The 18,334-nt window shown below is 58.4% G+C and carries 18 protein-coding genes and 3 pseudogenes; 11 read left to right on the top strand and 10 right to left on the bottom strand.

Annotated features, from left to right (window positions below):
* Positions 1 to 35 precede the first annotated feature (35 nt).
* The 3 genes from ACMTA2_RS23150 to acuI all read left to right on the top strand — a co-directional run bounded on the left by ACMTA2_RS23150 (position 36) and on the right by acuI (position 3,380).
* Positions 36 to 1,532: a CoA-acylating methylmalonate-semialdehyde dehydrogenase gene (locus tag ACMTA2_RS23150; RefSeq protein WP_413791928.1), complete on the top strand. Its 1,497-nt coding sequence runs from the start codon at positions 36 to 38 to the stop codon at positions 1,530 to 1,532.
* 186 nt (positions 1,533 to 1,718) lie between these two features.
* The gene (gene acuR, locus ACMTA2_RS23145) at positions 1,719 to 2,351 is read left to right on the top strand and encodes an acrylate utilization transcriptional regulator AcuR (protein ID WP_413791927.1); all 633 of its coding nucleotides are present in this window, start codon (positions 1,719 to 1,721) and stop codon (positions 2,349 to 2,351) included.
* 45 nt (positions 2,352 to 2,396) lie between these two features.
* Positions 2,397 to 3,380: an acrylyl-CoA reductase (NADPH) gene (acuI, locus tag ACMTA2_RS23140; RefSeq protein WP_413791926.1), complete on the top strand. Its 984-nt coding sequence runs from the start codon at positions 2,397 to 2,399 to the stop codon at positions 3,378 to 3,380.
* Positions 3,381 to 3,622: 242 nt separating this feature from the next.
* Here acuI and ACMTA2_RS23135 read toward each other — a convergent pair whose 3' ends face one another.
* Positions 3,623 to 4,309 (bottom strand): HD domain-containing protein, encoded by a 687-nt coding sequence (locus tag ACMTA2_RS23135; protein ID WP_413791925.1) that lies wholly within the window; start codon positions 4,307 to 4,309, stop codon positions 3,623 to 3,625.
* A gap of 126 nt (positions 4,310 to 4,435) precedes the next feature.
* Complete coding sequence (locus ACMTA2_RS23130) at positions 4,436 to 5,896, bottom strand: L-lactate permease (RefSeq protein WP_413791924.1); 1,461 nt, start codon at positions 5,894 to 5,896, stop codon at positions 4,436 to 4,438.
* A gap of 131 nt (positions 5,897 to 6,027) precedes the next feature.
* Here ACMTA2_RS23130 and ACMTA2_RS23125 point away from each other — a divergent pair, with 131 nt between their 5' ends.
* Positions 6,028 to 6,555: an Lrp/AsnC family transcriptional regulator gene (locus ACMTA2_RS23125; protein ID WP_413791923.1), complete on the top strand. Its 528-nt coding sequence runs from the start codon at positions 6,028 to 6,030 to the stop codon at positions 6,553 to 6,555.
* 41 nt (positions 6,556 to 6,596) lie between these two features.
* Here ACMTA2_RS23125 and ACMTA2_RS23120 read toward each other — a convergent pair.
* From ACMTA2_RS23120 to ACMTA2_RS23090, 7 genes and pseudogenes are all read right to left on the bottom strand, one after another.
* Positions 6,597 to 6,910 (bottom strand): annotated as a pseudogene (locus tag ACMTA2_RS23120) (hypothetical protein).
* A gap of 73 nt (positions 6,911 to 6,983) precedes the next feature.
* Positions 6,984 to 7,571, bottom strand: a pseudogene (locus ACMTA2_RS23115) (alpha/beta hydrolase family protein); the annotation flags it as partial.
* A gap of 85 nt (positions 7,572 to 7,656) precedes the next feature.
* Positions 7,657 to 8,346, bottom strand: a complete 690-nt coding sequence (locus ACMTA2_RS23110) for a phytanoyl-CoA dioxygenase family protein (protein ID WP_413791922.1) — start codon at positions 8,344 to 8,346, stop codon at positions 7,657 to 7,659.
* A gap of 285 nt (positions 8,347 to 8,631) precedes the next feature.
* Positions 8,632 to 8,862: pseudogene (locus ACMTA2_RS23105) on the bottom strand (short-chain dehydrogenase); the annotation flags it as partial.
* 22 nt (positions 8,863 to 8,884) lie between these two features.
* The gene (locus tag ACMTA2_RS23100; protein ID WP_413791921.1) at positions 8,885 to 9,625 is read right to left on the bottom strand and encodes a Fic/DOC family protein; all 741 of its coding nucleotides are present in this window, start codon (positions 9,623 to 9,625) and stop codon (positions 8,885 to 8,887) included.
* Positions 9,622 to 9,882, bottom strand: coding sequence for a hypothetical protein (locus tag ACMTA2_RS23095; RefSeq protein WP_413791920.1), 261 nt, complete (start codon positions 9,880 to 9,882; stop codon positions 9,622 to 9,624). The genes ACMTA2_RS23100 and ACMTA2_RS23095 overlap by 4 nt, the downstream gene beginning before the upstream one ends.
* Positions 9,883 to 10,118: 236 nt before the next feature.
* Positions 10,119 to 10,397, bottom strand: coding sequence for a hypothetical protein (locus ACMTA2_RS23090; RefSeq protein ID WP_058544244.1), 279 nt, complete (start codon positions 10,395 to 10,397; stop codon positions 10,119 to 10,121).
* Positions 10,398 to 10,952: 555 nt separating this feature from the next.
* Between ACMTA2_RS23090 and ACMTA2_RS23085 the strand changes: the two genes are divergently transcribed.
* From ACMTA2_RS23085 to ACMTA2_RS23060, 6 genes are all read left to right on the top strand, one after another.
* Complete coding sequence (locus tag ACMTA2_RS23085) at positions 10,953 to 13,142, top strand: response regulator (protein ID WP_413791919.1); 2,190 nt, start codon at positions 10,953 to 10,955, stop codon at positions 13,140 to 13,142.
* Positions 13,143 to 13,232: 90 nt separating this feature from the next.
* Positions 13,233 to 13,484, top strand: coding sequence for a hypothetical protein (locus tag ACMTA2_RS23080; RefSeq protein WP_413791918.1), 252 nt, complete (start codon positions 13,233 to 13,235; stop codon positions 13,482 to 13,484).
* A gap of 364 nt (positions 13,485 to 13,848) precedes the next feature.
* On the top strand, positions 13,849 to 14,259 hold the full coding sequence (locus ACMTA2_RS23075) for a glycine zipper domain-containing protein (RefSeq protein ID WP_014339430.1): 411 nt from the start codon (positions 13,849 to 13,851) through the stop codon (positions 14,257 to 14,259).
* Positions 14,260 to 14,855: 596 nt separating this feature from the next.
* A complete protein-coding gene (locus ACMTA2_RS23070; RefSeq protein WP_413795707.1) occupies positions 14,856 to 15,062 on the top strand; it encodes a hypothetical protein in 207 nt (68 codons plus the stop codon).
* A gap of 88 nt (positions 15,063 to 15,150) precedes the next feature.
* Positions 15,151 to 15,522, top strand: coding sequence for a hypothetical protein (locus tag ACMTA2_RS23065; RefSeq protein WP_413791917.1), 372 nt, complete (start codon positions 15,151 to 15,153; stop codon positions 15,520 to 15,522).
* A gap of 186 nt (positions 15,523 to 15,708) precedes the next feature.
* Complete coding sequence (locus ACMTA2_RS23060) at positions 15,709 to 16,404, top strand: HAD-IA family hydrolase (RefSeq protein ID WP_413791916.1); 696 nt, start codon at positions 15,709 to 15,711, stop codon at positions 16,402 to 16,404.
* Positions 16,405 to 16,473: 69 nt separating this feature from the next.
* Here the strand turns inward: ACMTA2_RS23060 and ACMTA2_RS23055 are convergent, their stop codons facing one another.
* Positions 16,474 to 17,220: a 3-oxoacyl-ACP reductase family protein gene (locus tag ACMTA2_RS23055; protein WP_413791915.1), complete on the bottom strand. Its 747-nt coding sequence runs from the start codon at positions 17,218 to 17,220 to the stop codon at positions 16,474 to 16,476.
* Positions 17,221 to 17,345: 125 nt separating this feature from the next.
* Here ACMTA2_RS23055 and ACMTA2_RS23050 point away from each other — a divergent pair, with 125 nt between their 5' ends.
* A complete protein-coding gene (locus ACMTA2_RS23050) occupies positions 17,346 to 18,269 on the top strand; it encodes a LysR family transcriptional regulator (protein WP_413791914.1) in 924 nt (307 codons plus the stop codon).
* Positions 18,270 to 18,334 lie beyond the last annotated feature (65 nt).

The raw sequence follows: 18,334 nt of genomic DNA, 5'->3' as shown, positions 1-18,334 counted from the left end.
TATTGCCGCGACATCAACACATCAGGAGTAAGTGCATGAACATCGTAGGTCATCTTATTAACGGCCAACTCAGTACCGATGCCGAGCGCCTTCAGGACGTATTCAACCCATCCACCGGGCAAGCTGAAAAGCAGGTTGCCCTAGCGTCGAAGCAAACCGTCGAGGCCGCCATCGCTGCTGCCGAAGCTGCTTTCCCAGCCTGGCGTAACACCCCGCCGATCAAGCGTGCGCGGGTGATGTTCCGTTTCAAGGAATTGCTCGAGCAGAACGCTGATCGCATCGCGCAAATGATTGGTGAAGAGCACGGCAAGATCTCTCACGATGCCTTGGGCGAGCTGCAGCGCGGTATCGAAAACGTTGAATACGCCTGCGGTGCGCCTGAGTTGCTCAAGGGGGAGCACAGCAAAAACGTCGGACCCAATATCGACTCGTGGAGTGAGTTTCAGCCGCTCGGTGTGGTTGCCGGTATCACCCCGTTCAACTTCCCGGCGATGGTGCCGCTGTGGATGTTCCCGATGGCCATCGTCTGCGGTAACTGCTTCATCCTCAAGCCGTCTGAGCGCGACCCTAGCTCGACTCTATTTATTGCTCAGTTGCTACAGCAAGCCGGTCTGCCTGACGGCGTGATGAACGTAGTAAACGGCGACAAAGTAGCGGTGGATACGTTGCTCAACGACGAACGCGTTATGGCAGTCAGTTTTGTGGGTTCGACCCCGATTGCGGAATACATCTACAAAACGGCCAACGCCAACGGTAAGCGCTGCCAGGCGTTGGGTGGTGCTAAAAACCACGCCATCGTGATGCCCGATGCCGATATGGATAACGCAGTCAACCAACTGCTCGGTGCTGCCTTTGGTTCCTCCGGCGAGCGCTGCATGGCTTTGTCGGTAGCCGTGGCCGTGGGTGATGTCGCTGCCGATGCACTGGTGGAGAAAATGCAAAAAGCCATGCAATCGCTGAAAGTCGGCGCCTACTCGGAAAAGAGCAACGACTTCGGTCCAGTGATCACCAAAGCGCATCAGCAGAAGGTTATGGGCTATATCAACAGCGCCGAAGAACAGGGCGCAACGATCGTGGTCGACGGCCGCAATCCAAAGGTAGCCGGTTATGAGAACGGTTTCTTTGTCGGCGGCACACTGATCGATAACGTCAACGCGGACATGCTCAGCTACAAGGAAGAAATTTTTGGCCCGGTGCTGCAAGTGGTGCGCGTTAACAGCATGCAGGAAGCCATGGAACTGATTGATGCTCATGAGTACGGCAACGGCACCTGCATCTTCACGCGCGATGGCGAAGCGGCGCGTTACTTCTCGGACAACATCAAAGTCGGCATGGTCGGCATCAACGTGCCGCTACCGGTGCCGGTGGCTTATCACAGCTTCGGCGGATGGAAGCGTTCGCTGTTTGGAGATCTGCATGCATACGGTCCAGATGCAGTTCGCTTCTACACCAAACGTAAGACCGTTACTCAGCGCTGGCCATCTGCAGGCGTACGTGAAGGCGCCGAATTCTCCATGCCGACCATGAAGTGACGATTCATTGCTGACGGTCAACTAATAGTCTGGCGTGCCTCCTTTGTATGAAGGTACGCCAGACCTAAAGACAGTAACCGCCCTACAGCCTCATCTTGACCAACTTGTTACACCTGCCAAATCGGTAGCCTTCGGATGATTTTTATTTTTTGTTGAATTTAAAGACGATCGGTCTAATATTCCATTATGACTATTTCTAAACCACAGGCCCGTCGAGGCCGCCCGCCAAAAGTCGCCCGTGAGCACGCGGAAACACTAGAGATTTTGCTTCGTTGTGGCATGGAGGTACTGACCGAGCAAGGTTTTGCTGCCACCGGGATCGACACTGTTCTAAGACGGATCAGTGTGCCCAAGGGCTCGTTCTATCACTACTTCGAGAGTAAGGAAGCCTTTGGGCAGGCGGTGTTGCGTCGTTATGCCGATTACTTTGCCGGGAAACTGGATCGCTGGTTGCTGGATGAAACAGAGCTTCCCCTCCAGCGCCTCCAAAAATTTGTCGAGGACGCCAAATCGGGCATGACCAGGCATGAGTTTCGTCGGGGCTGTCTGGTTGGAAATCTTGGGCAGGAGATTGTTGTCCTGCCCGAAAGCTTTCGTAATGAATTGGAGGACATTTTGCTTGATTGGCAGAATCGTCTGGCTATCTGTTTGCGGCAGGCGGTCAGCCAAGGGCAGATACACGCAGATAGTGACTGTGAGGCACTAGCGGCCTTTTTCTGGATTGGCTGGGAAGGCGCGGTTTTACGCGCCAGGCTGGTACAGGAGGTGCGGCCACTGGATGTGTTCATTGATGGATTTCTCGCCGGCATTACGCGGTGATTTTTCGCCATTTAATAGACGATCGGTCTAAATAAGGAGCAAGCAATGTTTAAGGCAATTCTTGTCGATAAAGACGCAGATTTTTATCGAGCAAACTTGATCGAGCTGGAGGATGCGCAGCTTCCAGATGGAGATGTCACTGTTCGTGTCGCCTACAGCACACTGAACTACAAAGATGGACTGGCTATCAGTGGCAGTAGCCCGGTCGTTCGTAGGTTTCCAATGATTCCCGGTATTGATCTGGCGGGAACCATTGAAACCAGCAATCACCCTGCATATAAGGCTGGTGATCGGGTTCTGCTTAATGGATGGGGCGTAGGTGAAGGGCACTGGGGGGGATTGGCGCAGAAAGCAAAACTCAATGGTGACTGGCTGATTCCTCTTCCTGAAGCGTTAAGCGAACGCCAGGCAATGGCAATCGGAACAGCAGGCTATACCGCAATGCTCTGCTTGATAGCGTTGGAGCGCCACGGTCTGACGCCAGCATGTGGAGAGGTTTTGGTAACGGGTGCCAATGGTGGAGTAGGTAGCTTTGCCATCGCATTGCTTGCACGTAAAGGCTATTCAGTGATCGCTGCAACGGGCCGACCTGAGGAAGGCGAGTATCTGAAACGTCTAGGTGCAACGACCATCATTGAGCGTGCCGAGTTATCCAGCCCGGGACGCGCATTGGCAAAAGAGCGTTGGGCTGCGGCGATCGATTCAGTCGGTAGTCATACCCTCGCTAACGTATGCGCGGGTACTCGCGCAGATGGTTTGGTTGCCGCATGCGGCCTAGCTCAAGGCATGGACTTTCCGTCGACTATAGCTCCTTTTATCTTGCGTGGTGTGAGCCTGCTGGGTATCAACAGCGTGACACGTCCTTATAAAGAGCGTGTCGAAGCCTGGGATCGGCTTTGCACTGACTTGGATCTTGTGCAACTGGATGAAATTACCCGCGAGATTGGTCTGAGTGAGGCCATACCGGCTGCCCATGAGTTGCTCAACGGTAAAGTTCGAGGCCGTTTGGTGGTGAATGTGAATAGGTAAGCAGGTCTGATGCAGCGTTGCAGGGCGGCCTGGGATACCCCTTTAGCAAATTTGACCGACCTGATGGTTGCCACTTTTTTGAATCAGGACATCGCTGTCACGCAGATGCTTATAAAAGCAAAGCGCCGCATAAAAGAGCAGGAACGAGAGGGGAGCGAGTACTTTGAGGACCAGCTTCTCGAAGCCATGAAGAGAGTGCAGTCAGGGGAGTAAGTCATCCCTTCGCCGCTTGAATCCAGGCTTCAGTCGAGACGGTCGATGGCGCGTGCAAGATTTGCGCGTGCCTGCTGCTCGAATGCGTCTAAGTACGCTGCGGTCGTATAGATGCGCTCGCGCGCCAGGAAGCCTTCAAGGACCTGGCGCCGTTTTTGGCGGTACATAGGCAGAGGCACAAACGGGTACTCGCGGCGAATTTGTTGGTCGTATTCCTCGAACCGTTCGAACGACGTACCAAGGATCGCCAGGTCCGTGTCCACCAACACCGCTTCGTCTGCCGACGCCGGGGCGCCGTCGTGTCGCGTCACCATCACCAGATCGTAAAGCCTGCGTCGCGTTTCATCGTCCAGGCCACTGTCACGTGCCACGTCGTCCAACCATTGCGCACTGCGCAGTTCGTTGTCGCTGCGAAGGGGGTCGTAGATCGCGTCATGGAACCACAGCGCGAGGTCGATTTCGGCGGGGGCCTGGCAGGCCGCGTTGACGAGTCGTCGCACCTGGAGGCATTCCTGCAGATGCTGGAGGTTATGGTAGGCGCGGTGCGGCTCGCAGTAATGTCGAATGAGTTCTTCGTACGTCTCTCGTGACGCGCATACGACGCCAAGCTCCGCCCAGACGCGAGCCCAGGCGGTGAAACCCGTGCCGTCAGCCACGTCTAGATCGCCGTGTGTGCTGGCCGGGATTAGACCGCTCTCTTCTGGCGAATCCGTCATCGTTTCTCCTGCGCTTCAAAAATGAAAAAGTGAAGAAGGGCTGCAACCCGACTCATGGTAGTCATTGCAGTCGCTAAGTCGCTAAGTCGCACGTTGCTCATTGGGGACCCATCTGCCAATACCCTGCTATCCAAACCATCCACTCAACAACGCCGCGCCCAACGCGACTAACGCGGTATTGAGACAGACCAGCGTGAAGCCAAACCTTACCAGTTCGCCTTCCTCCTTGGCCTGGGTCTTCGCAAGTCCCAGGATCAGCATGACCACCGACAGCGAGCCCAGTGCTGCATGCCCTGCCGAGCTGTTCTGGACTGCGGCCAACAACAGGCGAGAGGATTCGGGCAACATGGCGATGGCCGGCATGAAGATCGCGTTGCCGCCAACATTCGACCCAGTCATGTAGCCTGACAGCGCGCCAAACAGGGCAACCAGCGACGTCGCGGCGGCGGGCGACAGACCCGCCAGCATTTGCATCAAACCCGCGAGGAAGCCGGCCTTCACCATCATCTGCGACATCGCGAGGAAGAAGAAAATGGTCAACAGTGGTCGCTTCGCCCGCGCCACCAGCGCAGCAGGCATGCTGACGTCGAGTGCTGTCTGGCGTTGTGTGTGGCGCGTGTGAAACCCTAGCCCGATCAGCACCAGAGCCAGTGCCAGGCCAGGTGAGGCGAGTGGCTTCCAGGTGACCTGGGCGCCCTGTACAACCCAGTGATCCTGCCAAGAGGTGATCGCCCACACCATCTTCAACGCGACAATGCAGGCAATCAGCACCAGATACGGCCATGCCTGACGCGGCCATTGCACTGCACCGCGCTCGCTATCGTTGCGGTGCAGGCGCCACAGCCCAGCAGAGAGTACCGCTGCGGCCGTCACCAGGCCCGCGGCAACGCCGGCCACTTCCGGCCCCAGCCACCGACTGGCACTGTAGAGCACGCCCACAAACAGCAGCCAGAAAGCGCCCAACGCCCTCCATTCCCGCGGGTCACGAACGCCTGCAAGAAATAGCGCGATTGCACTGAGGGCCAAAAAAACCGGTGCGCTGGTCAGTGCTGAGGTTGATGCCAGCGCGGGTGCGTCCAGGTGAACCAACGAAGCACCAATAACCGATGCCAGGCCCAGCGTTCCCCAGGGCATGATTGCCATGCCGGTCAGTGCTATTCGTAGCGCGATCCGACGTTCGAAGAGACTGAGCAGCAGGGGCACCGTGGCGATCAACGACACGCCGAAGCCGGTCATCGCTTCGAGCAACGGTGCCAGTCCAAGAACGATAAACACGACTTGATCGCCGCGTCCAAGCCCCAGCGACCGCACCCATTGGCTAAGCGCCAGGTTGACGCCCATGCGCTCGATAAAAATCACGAAGACCAGACCTGGGACGATCACGAAAGCCGTACTTGCAAACAGCACGGCCGTATCTTGAGCAGCGGCCACCATACTGCCTAGGCGCCACGCGTCGGCAGCGCCAGCGAGCCAGAGCACCAAGACTAATGCAGTGCCTGCAATGGCGGCATGCATGGGTGGCCGGCGCAGCCCGACGAGCATGGCTGTAACCAACAGGACAGGGGAAAGATGGAACAGTGCGAGCATGCCAATAATATCCTGTGTGTGTTGCGACTAAGGCTGCGTACGCAGACTGCTGGCAAGATAATATTTCTCTCGGCTAGATAAAGGGGTGCGGTTTTCTGTTAGTTTTCGAGAAAATTTCTCACGGGTTTACCATGGCCAAAACTGACGTAGCACTTGAATCGTTGGACAAGTTCGACCGTGCCATCTTGGACCTCGTCCAGCACGACAACACGATGCCGCTGCGCCTCATGGCCGAGCAGGTCAATCTTTCCACGGCCGCCGTTCAGCGCCGTATCAAGCGGATGGAAGCGGGGGGCGTCATCACCGGCAACGTAGCCATCGTGGATCCCACCGCCGTAGGACGGCCGATCACGATCATTGTTGAAGTGATGGCAGAGCGCACCAGCATCGAGGCACTGGAGGCGATGAAGGCACACTTCGCGGTGCCCGAAGTTCAGCAGTGCTACTACGTCACCGGCGAAGTGGATTTCGTCCTGGTATTAACCGTTGCCAGCATGAACGAGTACCAGGCGTTGGCGCGGCGATTGTTTGCCGAAAATTCCAACGTTACCTGGTTCAAGACAATCGTGGCGCTGGACCGTGTGAAAGTCGGGCTTAATGTGCCGAGCATGCCTGTGGGAAAAGGGATGAAAAAGGGGGATTTACTTTTACTTCCATAAAACAAATCCGGCCGGGTCGGGTATGTGACTTCGACAGACGCTCACGTAGGGCTAAGCGCTTGCCCATGTTCCGCTGCCAACATCGACCTGAACTGGGAAATGATCTCTGAAGATAACCCGGCACCTTCGAACACTGCGCAGGTGAAGCTCACGGAGGCAGGGCCTGGAGCAGTGATGATGCGGTCCGCAACCACAGCTACTGGGCTGCGTCGATAAAACTCATTTCCTTCATAACCCACGTAGCAGGAGCGAAAAACCTGACGTCGATCCCGTAAAAAGGGGACGCAGTTCCAGCGATGAAAGCATATTCCCAGTCCGCAAAACCGGGTGTCAGTATCAAACCCACGCGTGCCATCAGTCAGAATCCTTCATGAATGCCAAATGCCTGCCACGGCATTTTCGTTAAGCCGCAGCGAGTCAGTACCATCGGTTACAAACTGCCTTTTTTGTCTGCAGTCTTGGGCGAAGCGCTCAGGGTCGAAGCGAGCGCCGCCGATCTCCAGGGCCGTCCAGCCGCCGAGCGAATGGCCCACGGCTGCAATTCGGCCATTGGCGACCCGACCAAATTTTCCAGGTTGGGTCGTGACTGCATCGATGGCTCGGCGCAGGTCAACCGGCCGCTGCCATAACTGCGCCGCTGCTTGGGGGCTGCGGTCATGGGTGGTGCTGCCGGGGTGGTTGATGGCGGCGACGATGTAACCCTTCTGGGCCAACGAACTGGCCAGCCAGAGCTGGTTGCTCCAGTTACCCCTGTATCCGTGAGAGAGCACCACGAATGGATGTTCGCCGGCCGTTGGCGGCGCGTTGCGCACAGCAGGCGCGCCGACAAACACCGCGTTATCGGCGATCAGTTGCGGGATTTCGGTCGTTGCGCTGGGGTACCAGACGACCATCTCCAGTGCGCGGCCATTGTGCGGATCCGGCAGGGTGGAAGATTGGAAACCGATGGGGTTTTCGTCAGCAAATGCAGTAGTTGTCAGGCAAGCCAACAACAGGGCGCCGAAAGCTGTTTTCAATGTCGTTTCTTCCTTGATCAGACGAATGGGGGGCGATAAGCACGGGCATTAAAGCTCAGATTCGAACCGCTGCGCATCACTTTCATCAATCCGAGAAACTAGTCCCGAAAGCAAACTCCGACGGTGCGAATCGATCGCGGGTGTCCATACGAATATTGCGCAGCGCCACGGTTTCCAGGTGTGACGCGTAGAGCGACTCCGAGAAATAGCTGATCAGAATGGAACGACGGCGTGCGCCGATCACGTTCAGGCTGCCCCCATGCACCAGATCGACATCGAACACCAGGATGTCACCGGCAGAGCCTGAAAGCTGTATGGCGCCTGACTCGTCATTGAAGTCGAAGAGTGGGGCATCCGGCTCGGGGCGGTGGCTGCCGGGGACGATCCGTGTCGCGCCGTTCTCGGGGCCGTAGTCGTCGAAAAAAGCCAGGGCGATGGCGATGTCGCCTGGTCGTTGGGCCGACAAGTCGCGGTGCAATTGTTGGTGGCCGTTGCCGGCCAGGGGCTCACGTCCTTCCACTTGGGAGAGGAAGAATCGCTCGCCGATCAGCTCACCTGCCACCGACAGTAGCTGGGGTAGACGACATACAGACTGGATCTTCGAATCATCGTCCAGCATCGAATAGCGCCAGTCCATGCCACGGGGCACTGGCCATTGATCCGACGGCCGCACACCTGCATCGAACACGCTGCGCAAGCCAGCCAGCCACTCGTTCGGGATTGCTTGACGGAGCAGGGTGTAGCCGTCTTGGTGGAGTTGTTTGCGGTCAGGCATGGTTTTTCGACTTCTTTGGGCGGACCTTTGGAAGGCTAGTATGCAAACCAAAAGTAGGACTACCGTAAGGCTACTCCCGCAAGAAAAATGATGGACCGTGGCGAGGGGATTTATCCCCGTTGGGGTGCGAAGCAGCCCTGAACTCAGCCACCGTAGTGTGCCAGGTAGGTCGCGCTTTTTTTGGGGCTGCTGCGCAGCCCAACGGGGATAAATCCCCTCGCCACAGGTTCAGTGTCTTCAGGTGATGGGGTTTGATTAGTTCATGCTTTCGCCACAGCGTCGGGCTTATAACGTGGTACCTGCCGGTGCCGCATCCAATCTTCGGGCAATCACATCCATCACGTCGCACCCATCACGCAGTGGAATGCAGCACAGCTGTGCGAGGTCCTGAAGGGTTGCGGGATCGATGGTCAATTCATCACGCATCGCCAGGTTCTCCAGGAACTGGGTGGCGGCACGGATTCGGTAGGCGGCTGAGTCGAGCAGGATGTGTAGCGGGGCGGTGGTGTCGTCGTAAGCACTTCGGGCACGTAGAAGGCTAAGGGGCGAGAGGTTTTACCCTGTGTGTCTTATAAATTTGCTGGACTTCTGGGTTGTCCAGGCTTTCGTACGTGATGTCTTCTTTGTCCAGCCCATCCAGGCCTCTGATACCACTGATGGTTTCCGGCCACTCGTCACGGCTGGATATGGATACTCTGAATGGTTTCAGGTAGTTGTCGAGATGCCCTTGGCCAGGCGCTCGGATCTCATCGCTGAGCGCTCGTAGGTAATCGTCTTTGTTTGTTTTTGACCAATCGATAGCGAACTTGGCTCGATAACAGAGCTCCATGAAGACTAATAGAATCGTACGTCCATTGCCGTCAAGAAAGGGGTGCGCGAAAGCCAGTTGACCCATCACCTCGCCAGGATGCTCTCTGAAGTATTTCTTATCGGCCGCCAGTTCAAGTGCATAGTCGACAGACCTCTTGATGAGTTCCGGGCGCTCGAAAGCTGTACTGCGGGGATCGTTATGGGAACCCTTGAAGACGGCCAAGTGAGGTACTAACTCGTTTCGATCTTTCCCGGCCCAAGGATAAAAGCCTGAAAATAAAATCTTGTGAACTTTGAGCACTTTCTGGAAGGTAATGGGACTTTTTTTCGCCAGACAAGCAAGGGCATCTTCGATACTTGCCTCGAAGGAAAGGTGCTCAGATTCTTTTACTTCAATAGGGTCTTTAAGTCGTAATGAGTTTTGAAGATACCCTGCTGTTTCGAAATCACCGAACGGATCAAAACTCATGCGCTACGTTTCTTGGCGCGTCTTTTCTCCTGAAGGTACTCGCCTTGGAGCGTCAGAATCTCCGACTTACTCAGAACGCCTTTTCTCTTGAGATTGACGAGCAACTGTTCGATGCCATCCAACTCGACGACATCTCCAGCCAGACGAGTGATGGTCGCAGCCATACGGCTCATACCATCATGTTCAGCCGTGACATTGTGGGCTTTAGCAAGCTTTCGGACCTGAGTCGCGACGCTAGCAGTAGCTGTTTGGGTCATTGGAAAGTCCTCTACTTACGGCAAAACCATAGCATGGGGTCGTTTTTCTGTCTCCACGGGCTATGGATAAAACCGTGTCCGTGACGTGCTGTTTCGATCAGTGGCTCTGGCGTTTCAACATTTCGCGGTACCGTTGTAATTCGGTGTACTTACAAAAACGATGTACCCGTGGCGAGGGGCTGCTGCGCAGCCCAGCGGGAGCAAGCTCCCTCGCCACAGGTTGTCGGCGGGCAGGTTTATAGGGTGGAACCTGCCGGTGCCGCATCCAATCTTCGGGCAATCACATCCATCACGTCGCACCCATCACGCAGTGGGATGCAGCACAGTTGTGCGAGGTCCTGGAGGGTTGCGGGATCGATGGTCAATTCATCACGCATCGCCAGGTTCTCCAGGAACTGGGTGGCGGCACGGATTCGGTAGGCGGCTGAGTCGAGCAGGATGTGTAGCGGGGCGGTGGTGTCGACGTAGAGCGGTTGGTCGTCGGCGTTGCTGGTAAGGCCCATGTATTGATTCATAAGTAAGCTCCACTGGAAAAGTTTCACCACCTAATCGTCGCCAAACGAAAGGTGGCAACTGTACGCAGGTTGGCGAACCGGAGTGGAAGCCGGCAGACCCGAAGGTCTCCCGCGTACAGCTGCCATAACGACAACTCTACAGATGCAAGAACGCCTGCAACAAAGCAAGCGCTTTTGCATCCCACTGCGGGTCGCCAAACCCGGCCACCATCTGGGCGACGCGAAGACTATAGTCGCCGCCGCAAAAAATACGCAAGGGATTGATAGCGAAGGGGATTCCCAATCATCTGTAGGACGTTGCCATAGCCGTAAGCATCTGAGCTATATGTCTTACAACTGAGCAAGCCCCTCACTTACATCGGGCTAAATCCCAACGATATGTAGGATATTTCTGTAGCCTCATCGCCCGTATCTGCCCGTTACCGCTCATTTGCCCCCCGACGCCTCCCACAATCCAATCGCGCATTCCCACCCGTCGCGGGATAATACGGCCCTGCCTGGGGTCACAAGCGTTTCCCCCTCGTTGGTATTGGCGTCTCAGAAGGATCGAACGCAATGACAGATTGGCTTCAGAGCTCTGGAGAAATGGCTGAACGGGTTCGGCGCCATCCTTGGGGGGACACGCCGCTCGGGCTGCCTTCGCAGTGGCCTGATGTGTTGAAGACCACCGTGGCGCTGAGCCTTGACTCGCACTTTCCCCAGGCCATCGTGTGGGGGCCGGAACTGATCACGTTGTACAACGACGCGTTCCTGCCGATCCTCGGCAGCAAGCCCGAGGCGCTGGGGCGGCGGTTCGATGAGGTGTGGCGGGAGGTCTGGAGCGATATCGGGCCGATCGTGCAGGGCGCCTTCGATGGGCAAGCGACCTTTATAGAGAACTTCCCCCTGGTCATCGAGCGCGGCGGTGGTCCTGAGCAGGCTTATTTCACGTTCTGCTACAGCCCCATCCGCGACCAGTTCGGCACGGTGGTGGGTATGCTGGATACGGTGACCGAGACCACTTCCACGGTGTTCATGACCCAGCGGCTGGCGGTGCTCGATGCCATCGGCAATGCCGTGGCGAACGCCACCGACCCGCAGAGCATCATGGCAGCCACCACACGAATCCTGGCGGCGCACCTGAACCTGTCCAATTGTGCCTACGCGGACATGGATGAGGACGAGGACGGCTTCACCATTCGTGGTGATTGGGCCAGGGTGGGTTCGCCCCATATCCTCGGGCATTATCGACTGGCTGATTTTGGCCGACTGGCGGTCACTAATCTGCGGGCCGGCAAGCCGCTGGTGATCAACGATAACCTCAAGGAGCTGGCGCCGGAGGAAGCGGCGACGTTCCAGGCCATTGGCATCGCCGCCACCATCTGCGTGCCGTTGATCAAGGGCGGGCGATTGACCGCGCTGATGGCCATCCACGACAAGGCGCCGCGGGTCTGGTCATCCTACGACCTCGCGCTGCTGATGGAGGTCACCGAGCGATCCTGGGCCCACATCGAGCGCGCCCGTGCCGACGCCGCCGTGCGTGAAGGCCTGGCGGCCCTGGCGGAATTGAACGCGACGCTGGAGGAGCGGGTCGAGGAGCGCACGACGCGCTTGAAGCAGACCGAGGCGGCGCTGCATCAGTCGCAAAAGCTCGAAGCCATCGGCCAGCTCACCGGGGGCGTGGCCCATGACTTCAACAACCTGCTGACGATCATCCGTTCTTCGGTCGACTTCCTGCGCATGCCCAACCTGTCCGAGGACCGTCGGCAACGCTACATGACGGCGGTTTCCGAGACGGTGGAGCGCGCCTCCAAGTTGACCAGCCAGTTGCTCGCGTTTGCCCGGCGCCAACCGTTGAAGCCGCAAGTCATCGATGTGGGCAAGCAAGTGCAGAGCCTGGGGGACATGCTGCAAACCGTCACCGGGGCGCGGATCCAGGTCAACGTCGAGTTGTGCGATCGGCCCTGTTACATCCGCGCGGATTTGAGCCAGTTCGAGACGGCGCTCATCAACATGGCCCTCAATGCCCGGGATGCCATGAACGGTCAGGGCACGCTGTGGCTTCGGCTCAGTTGCGGCGGTGGCATGCCGCCGATCCGTGGTCATGCCGGGGCCGGCCAATCCTTTGCCGCCATTGCCCTGGCCGACACCGGCACGGGTATCGACTCGCAGGTGCTCGAGCACATCTTCGAACCTTTTTTCACCACCAAGGAAGTGGGCAAGGGCACGGGGCTGGGCTTGTCCCAGGTGTTCGGTTTTGCCAAGCAGTCCGGTGGCAACGTCGATGTTTCGACCGTGATGGGCGAGGGCACGGTGTTCACTTTGTACCTTCCGGAAGTGGAGCCCGAACAGACCCACGAGCCGGTCAGGGAGGAAGTCGCGCACCTGGTGCTGGAAAAGGGCAAGCGCCGGGTGTTGATCGTGGAAGACAACTTGGAGGTGGGGCGTTTTGCCAACCAGATCCTCCAGGACCTGGGCTACGAAACCGCCTGGGCGACCAATGCCGAAGAAGCGCTGGAAATGGTCGGCCCGGATGCGATGGCATTCGACGCGATATTCTCTGATGTGGTGATGCCGGGCACCAGTGGTATTGCCTTGGCCAGGGCGCTGCGCGAGCGTCGCCCGGACCTGCCCGTGGTGCTCACTTCCGGCTACAGCGAAGAGTTGGCCCACAGGGGGCATGAGGGTTTCGAGTTCTTGGCCAAACCTTATTCAGCTGATCAGGTTTCTCGGGTTTTGAACCGGACGATGCTGGGCGCTGAATGAGTGTTTCCTTTTTGAAACAGCGAGTTCCATTCGTCGGTGAAGTGTGTTTTGGAATCAACAGTCTGTTGATGACCGACTAGTCTCACTGTCGTGAAGGTCGATATTGTCAGGCAACCGGTTGTTGCCGGTATGGACCTCGATGAAAGGGGAAAGGTTATGGGAGCAGCGTACAGCGAGGACCACGGAGCCGCGTATCCGATCAATGAAGGGCTGCAGTGTGGCCAGTCGACCTACCACGCAGACTTTGGCGACGAGCCGATCAAGTCCATCAGGACGAAGGTGGCAAAAGTGCAGCGAGGGGAGAAGGCCAAGTTCTTGCCCCGGGTGCCGGTCAAGAAGTGACAGGGGAGCTTGCTCCCGCCGGGCTGCATGGCAGCCCTTTTTTATGAGCGCTTTGCCCTGGCGCGCCTGCCCGGTCAAGGCAAGCCTCCTCGCCATGGGGAACATTTCGGCTTTTACATTAATATTTTGCTTCTTTTCTCAACTGGCGATTTCTTTCACGTTTCTTTCACAAGCAGGTACGTACTCTAAGCTCATCCGTTAGAAAGCAGTACCTGCCCGTTTCCCCAGCGGGCTTTTTTTTGTCTGTCATAAAATCAAACGCCGTTTCGTTGTCCAACCGTCATGGCTGACGCTGTGTGGCGTAAACTCGCGCCCGCGCGCACCGGCCTTTTTTCCCGATGCGGCATTTCTTGAGGTTTCTATCATGCGTTTGACTTTGTCCACCTTGGTACTGGGGCTGGTGGTTGCCCAGGGCGCGATGGCTGCCGGTGACGGTACCGCTGCAGTCGGCGGTGGTCTGGGCGGTGTGTTGGGCAACGTGGTCGGCCAGCAGATGGGCGGCAGCACCGGCGCCGCGATTGGCGCGGGCGTTGGCGGCGCAGCCGGCAGTGCGGTGGGCGCTCGCAAGGGCAGCCGCACCGAAGCGGCCATTGGCGGAGGCCTGGGGTCGGCCGGTGGTTCGATTGTCGGTAACCGCCTGGGCGGCTCCACCGGCTCTACCATCGGCGCAGGCATCGGCGGCGCGGCGGGTGGCGCATTGGGCAGCAATCTGTCCAATGACAACGACGGTCACTCCGGTGGCAAGAAGCACAAGCATAAGAAAAAGCATCGTTAAGCGAATGCTTGGATGAATAGACCCGGCCTTGTGCCGTGATGCTATTCGCTTGAAAAAACGGCGCTTCTTTCAGAGATGGGAAGCGCCGTTTTTTTTGCGCTTTTTTGGGTTGAAGGGGCGTCGAGGTCTAGTACCCAAGGCAAGAGCTGCAGGCAGGCCCAGGCTCTATGTGACAGCACTACCGCTATCGCGAGCAAGCTCGCTCCCACAGGGGATCGCGGGTGTTCGCAGCATCTGCACACGCCACAAAAACCTGTGGGAGCGAGCTTGCTCGCGAAGGCGGTGGCCCAGGCAATGGCGATATTGAATGTACCGCCGTCATCGCGAGCACAAGCGCTTTGGTTACTTTCGCCTGGGCCGGCATTCTGGCCTGCGGCCGTTATCGAAGAAATGGATATACACTCCCACTGAAACATATCCCCCAGAACGGCAAATCAAAATCTCCGGAACGATTGCCATCCCCCCGCTTCGAACTCATACATCCATCACCGATTGCGAGGTGTACCATGACGCCGCAAACGCAAGACAAGGACGAGAACGACTCCTCGGGCACGCCTGTCGTCAATGACCCGGGCAATGAAGACCCCGGGTCCCTGATGGATGACGCTCAGGTTCCCTTGATCGAGGAGGATGAAACCCCGGAATACCCGCTGCCTTCGCCCACCAACTCCCTGAGTCGCGACCAGCGGCCACCCGACGACGAGGCGGACGTCGAGCAGGTGCCCAGCGACGATGCAGATGTCGAGGCGACGCCGGATGATCCGGACATCGCCGGCGACGATGCCTCCGGCAAGCCGAGCTGATCGGCAGGGCCGCCTGTCGATTCAGTGGCACCATCGCTCCGCCATGGGGGCCAGACATCAGGTAAGTACCTTGAAAAGGAGACTCACCATGATGAAGTCCAACATGACAGCGCTGACACTCGCCTGGATTCTTTCTGTCAGTTCATTGACCGCTTTTGCACAATCTTCGAGCGGCACGCCCCCCGTGGACAAGGGCGGGATGCCACCGTCCTCGGAAATGGAAGCTGGCTCCAAATCCGGCGCCAGCGGTAACGCCCTGCCTCCGGGCTCTATTGGCGGCGGCAATGGCGGCGATGCCAGCGGCAGCACCAGCCCCGGCACGGGCAGCGGTTCGATGAGTGGTGGCAGCACGATGGGGGGTGCCGACGCGGGCGGTGGGACCAACGGTGGCACGGGTACCAGCGACAGCGGTGGCAGCTCGGGCGGCAGTGGCTCGGGGTCGGGCGGCTCCGGTCAGTAACCCCCATCATCAACTTACGCTAGTGGCGAGGGAGCAAACGCCCTCGCCACAAAGCTCATCCTCAGATTTCCCATTGCCGGTTCCAAGCCCCCTTCGTTATCCTGCTGAATCCTTTAAGGCGAACACACTGCCCTGGCCGCACCTGAGCCATCCCTGGAATGTTGTGTTGATAACGGATCAGATGCGATGAATGCACCGCTGAAAGAGTTTGGCCCGATCAAAGCTGTGATTTTCGACATGGATGGGCTGTTGCTGGACACCGAGGGGATCTACACCGAGGTCACGTCCATCATCGCCGAGCGCTACGGACGCACGTTCGATTGGAGCGTCAAGCAGAACATCATCGGGCGCGGTGCCGTGGACCTGGCCAATTACGTCGTCCAGGCGCTGGAATTGCCGATCACCCCCGAAGAGTTCCTGGTCATCCGCGAGCCCTTGATGCGCGAGCGTTTTCCTCACGCCCTGGGGATGCCCGGCGCCGAGGAACTGGTGCGGCATTTGAAGGCCCACAACGTTCCGATTGCGGTGGGCACCAGTTCGTCGAGCCCTACGTTCGCACTGAAAACCACCTTGCACCGCGACTGGTTCGCACTGTTCGACTTCATCGTGACGGCGGACGACCCTGAGGTTGGCGCGGCGAAACCAGCGCCGGATATCTTCCTTACTGCTGCCCGGCGCCTGGGTGTCGATCCGCGCGATTGCCTGGTGTTCGAGGATTCGCCGTTCGGCGTAACCGCCGCGAAAGCCGCCGGCATGACCGCCATTGCCATTCCGGATTCGGCCATGGCGGACGAAAAATACGTCCATGCCGACGGGATCATCCGCTCCTTGAAAATGTTCCAGCCGAGTCTTTGCGGTTTACCGGAGTTGGAGTGGGCCTGACACTGTCGTGCTACACAGCAAAACGCCGGTCATGGTTAAAACCATGACCGGCGTTTTTTCATGCCGGGATCAGGCGCCGAAACCGCCGTCGATGGTCAGGCTGGCACCGGTGATGTAACCGGCTTCCGGCCCTGCCAGGTAGGCGACGAAACTGGCGATTTCATCGACGTTGCCGTAGCGCCCGACGGCCATCAGCGACAACAGGCTGGAGGCGAAGTCGCTGTCGGCCGGGTTCATGTCAGTGTCCACCGGGCCGGGCTGCACGTTGTTGACGGTGATGCCACGCGGGCCGAGGTCGCGGGCCAGGCCTTTGGTCAGGCCCACCAGCGCGGCTTTGCTCATGGCGTAAGGCCCGCCGCCGGCGAAGGGCATGCGGTCGGCGTTGGTGCTGCCGATGTTGATGACCCGACCCCCTTCACCCATGTGCCGTGCTGCCGCCTGGGTGGCGATGAACACGCTGCGCACGTTGATGGCCAGGGTCTGGTCGAAATCTTCGAGTTTGAATTCATCCAGCGGCCCCATCGCCAGCACGCCAGCATTGTTGACCAGGATGTCCAACCGGCCAAAAGCCTCGACGGTGGCCGCGACGGCGTTACGGATGGCCTCGGCGTCGGCGCTGTCCGCCTTGATCGCCAGGGCCTTGCCGCCTGCTGCGGTGATGCTGTTCTGCAGCTCTTCAGATTTTGCGCCAGAGCTGACGTAGGTGAAGGCCACGGCGGCGCCTTCTGCTGCCAGGCGTTTGACGATGGCGGCGCCGATGCCGCGAGAACCGCCCTGGATCAAGGCGACTTTACCGCTCAGTGCTTGGTTACTCATGATGATCTCCAAAAAGTGCCGGGGCGAGATGCCGCGGTGATGGAGCGAGTATCAAGAAGGTGCCGTGGGCTGTGTAGACCGTCATTGCTATAGTCTGTCTAAACCAAAAGTTTAGAGTGGGGCTCATGGAGACCTTCAACAGTATCGAATGCTTCGTGCGCAGCGCCGAAGTCGGCAGCTTTGCCGAGGCGGCGCGACGTCTGAGCGTGACCCCGGCCGCGGTGGGTAAAAGCGTCGCCAAGCTGGAGGCGCGAATGGGCGTACGTCTGTTCCAGCGCAGCACCCGCAGCCTGAGGTTGACCGAAGCCGGCCAGTTGTTCCTGAGGGAAGTCGGCAGCAGCTTCAACACCATCCAGAACGCCGTCGCCAACTTGGCCAGCGCCGGTGGGCAACCGGCGGGGACGCTGAAGGTGAGCATGGGCACGGCGTTCGGTCGATTGTATGTCGTGCCATTGCTGGGGGAATTTCTGCGACGTTATCCGGCGATCAACCCGGACTGGCATTTCGATAATCGCCAAGTGGACCTGATCGGCCAGGGCTTCGATGCCGCCATCGGCGGCGGTTTCGAGTTGCCCCAGGGGGTGGTGGCGCGCAAATTGACGGTGGCGCATCGGGTGCTGGTGGCATCCACGGACTATCTGCAAACCCATGCCGGGTTGGCAGAGCCGGAGGATCTGGCGCAGCACCAAGGCATCCTGATTCGCTCGCCACAAACCGGACGCGTGCGCTCCTGGCAACTGACCAACCGTACCCAGCAACACAGCCCGCTCATGCTCAAGACACGCATGACCATGAGCGACTCGGAAGCCGACTGCGCGGCCGCGGCCCAAGGACTGGGCATCGGGCTGGTGAGCATGCCGGTGGCCGTGCCCTATCTGGAGTCCGGCGCGTTGCAGCGAGTGCTGCCGGACTGGTACGTCGATGACGGCAACATCTCCATCTACTACGCCGAACACAAGCTGTTGCCAGGCAAGACCCGGGCGTTTGTGGATTTCATCATCGAGCAGTTTGCCGAGCAGGGGTTGGCGCGGCGGTTTAGTGCGGTTTGAGCCAGGCTTGGATCGAGTTGGCTCCAATCGCGAGCAAGCTCGCTCCCACATGGGTTTACGGGTGT

The sequence above is a fragment of the Pseudomonas medicaginis genome (assembly GCF_965119365.1).
Lineage (GTDB): Bacteria > Pseudomonadota > Gammaproteobacteria > Pseudomonadales > Pseudomonadaceae > Aquipseudomonas.
Note: the sequence above shows the minus strand (reverse complement) of the source record. Positions and strands in the feature narration are given on the sequence as shown.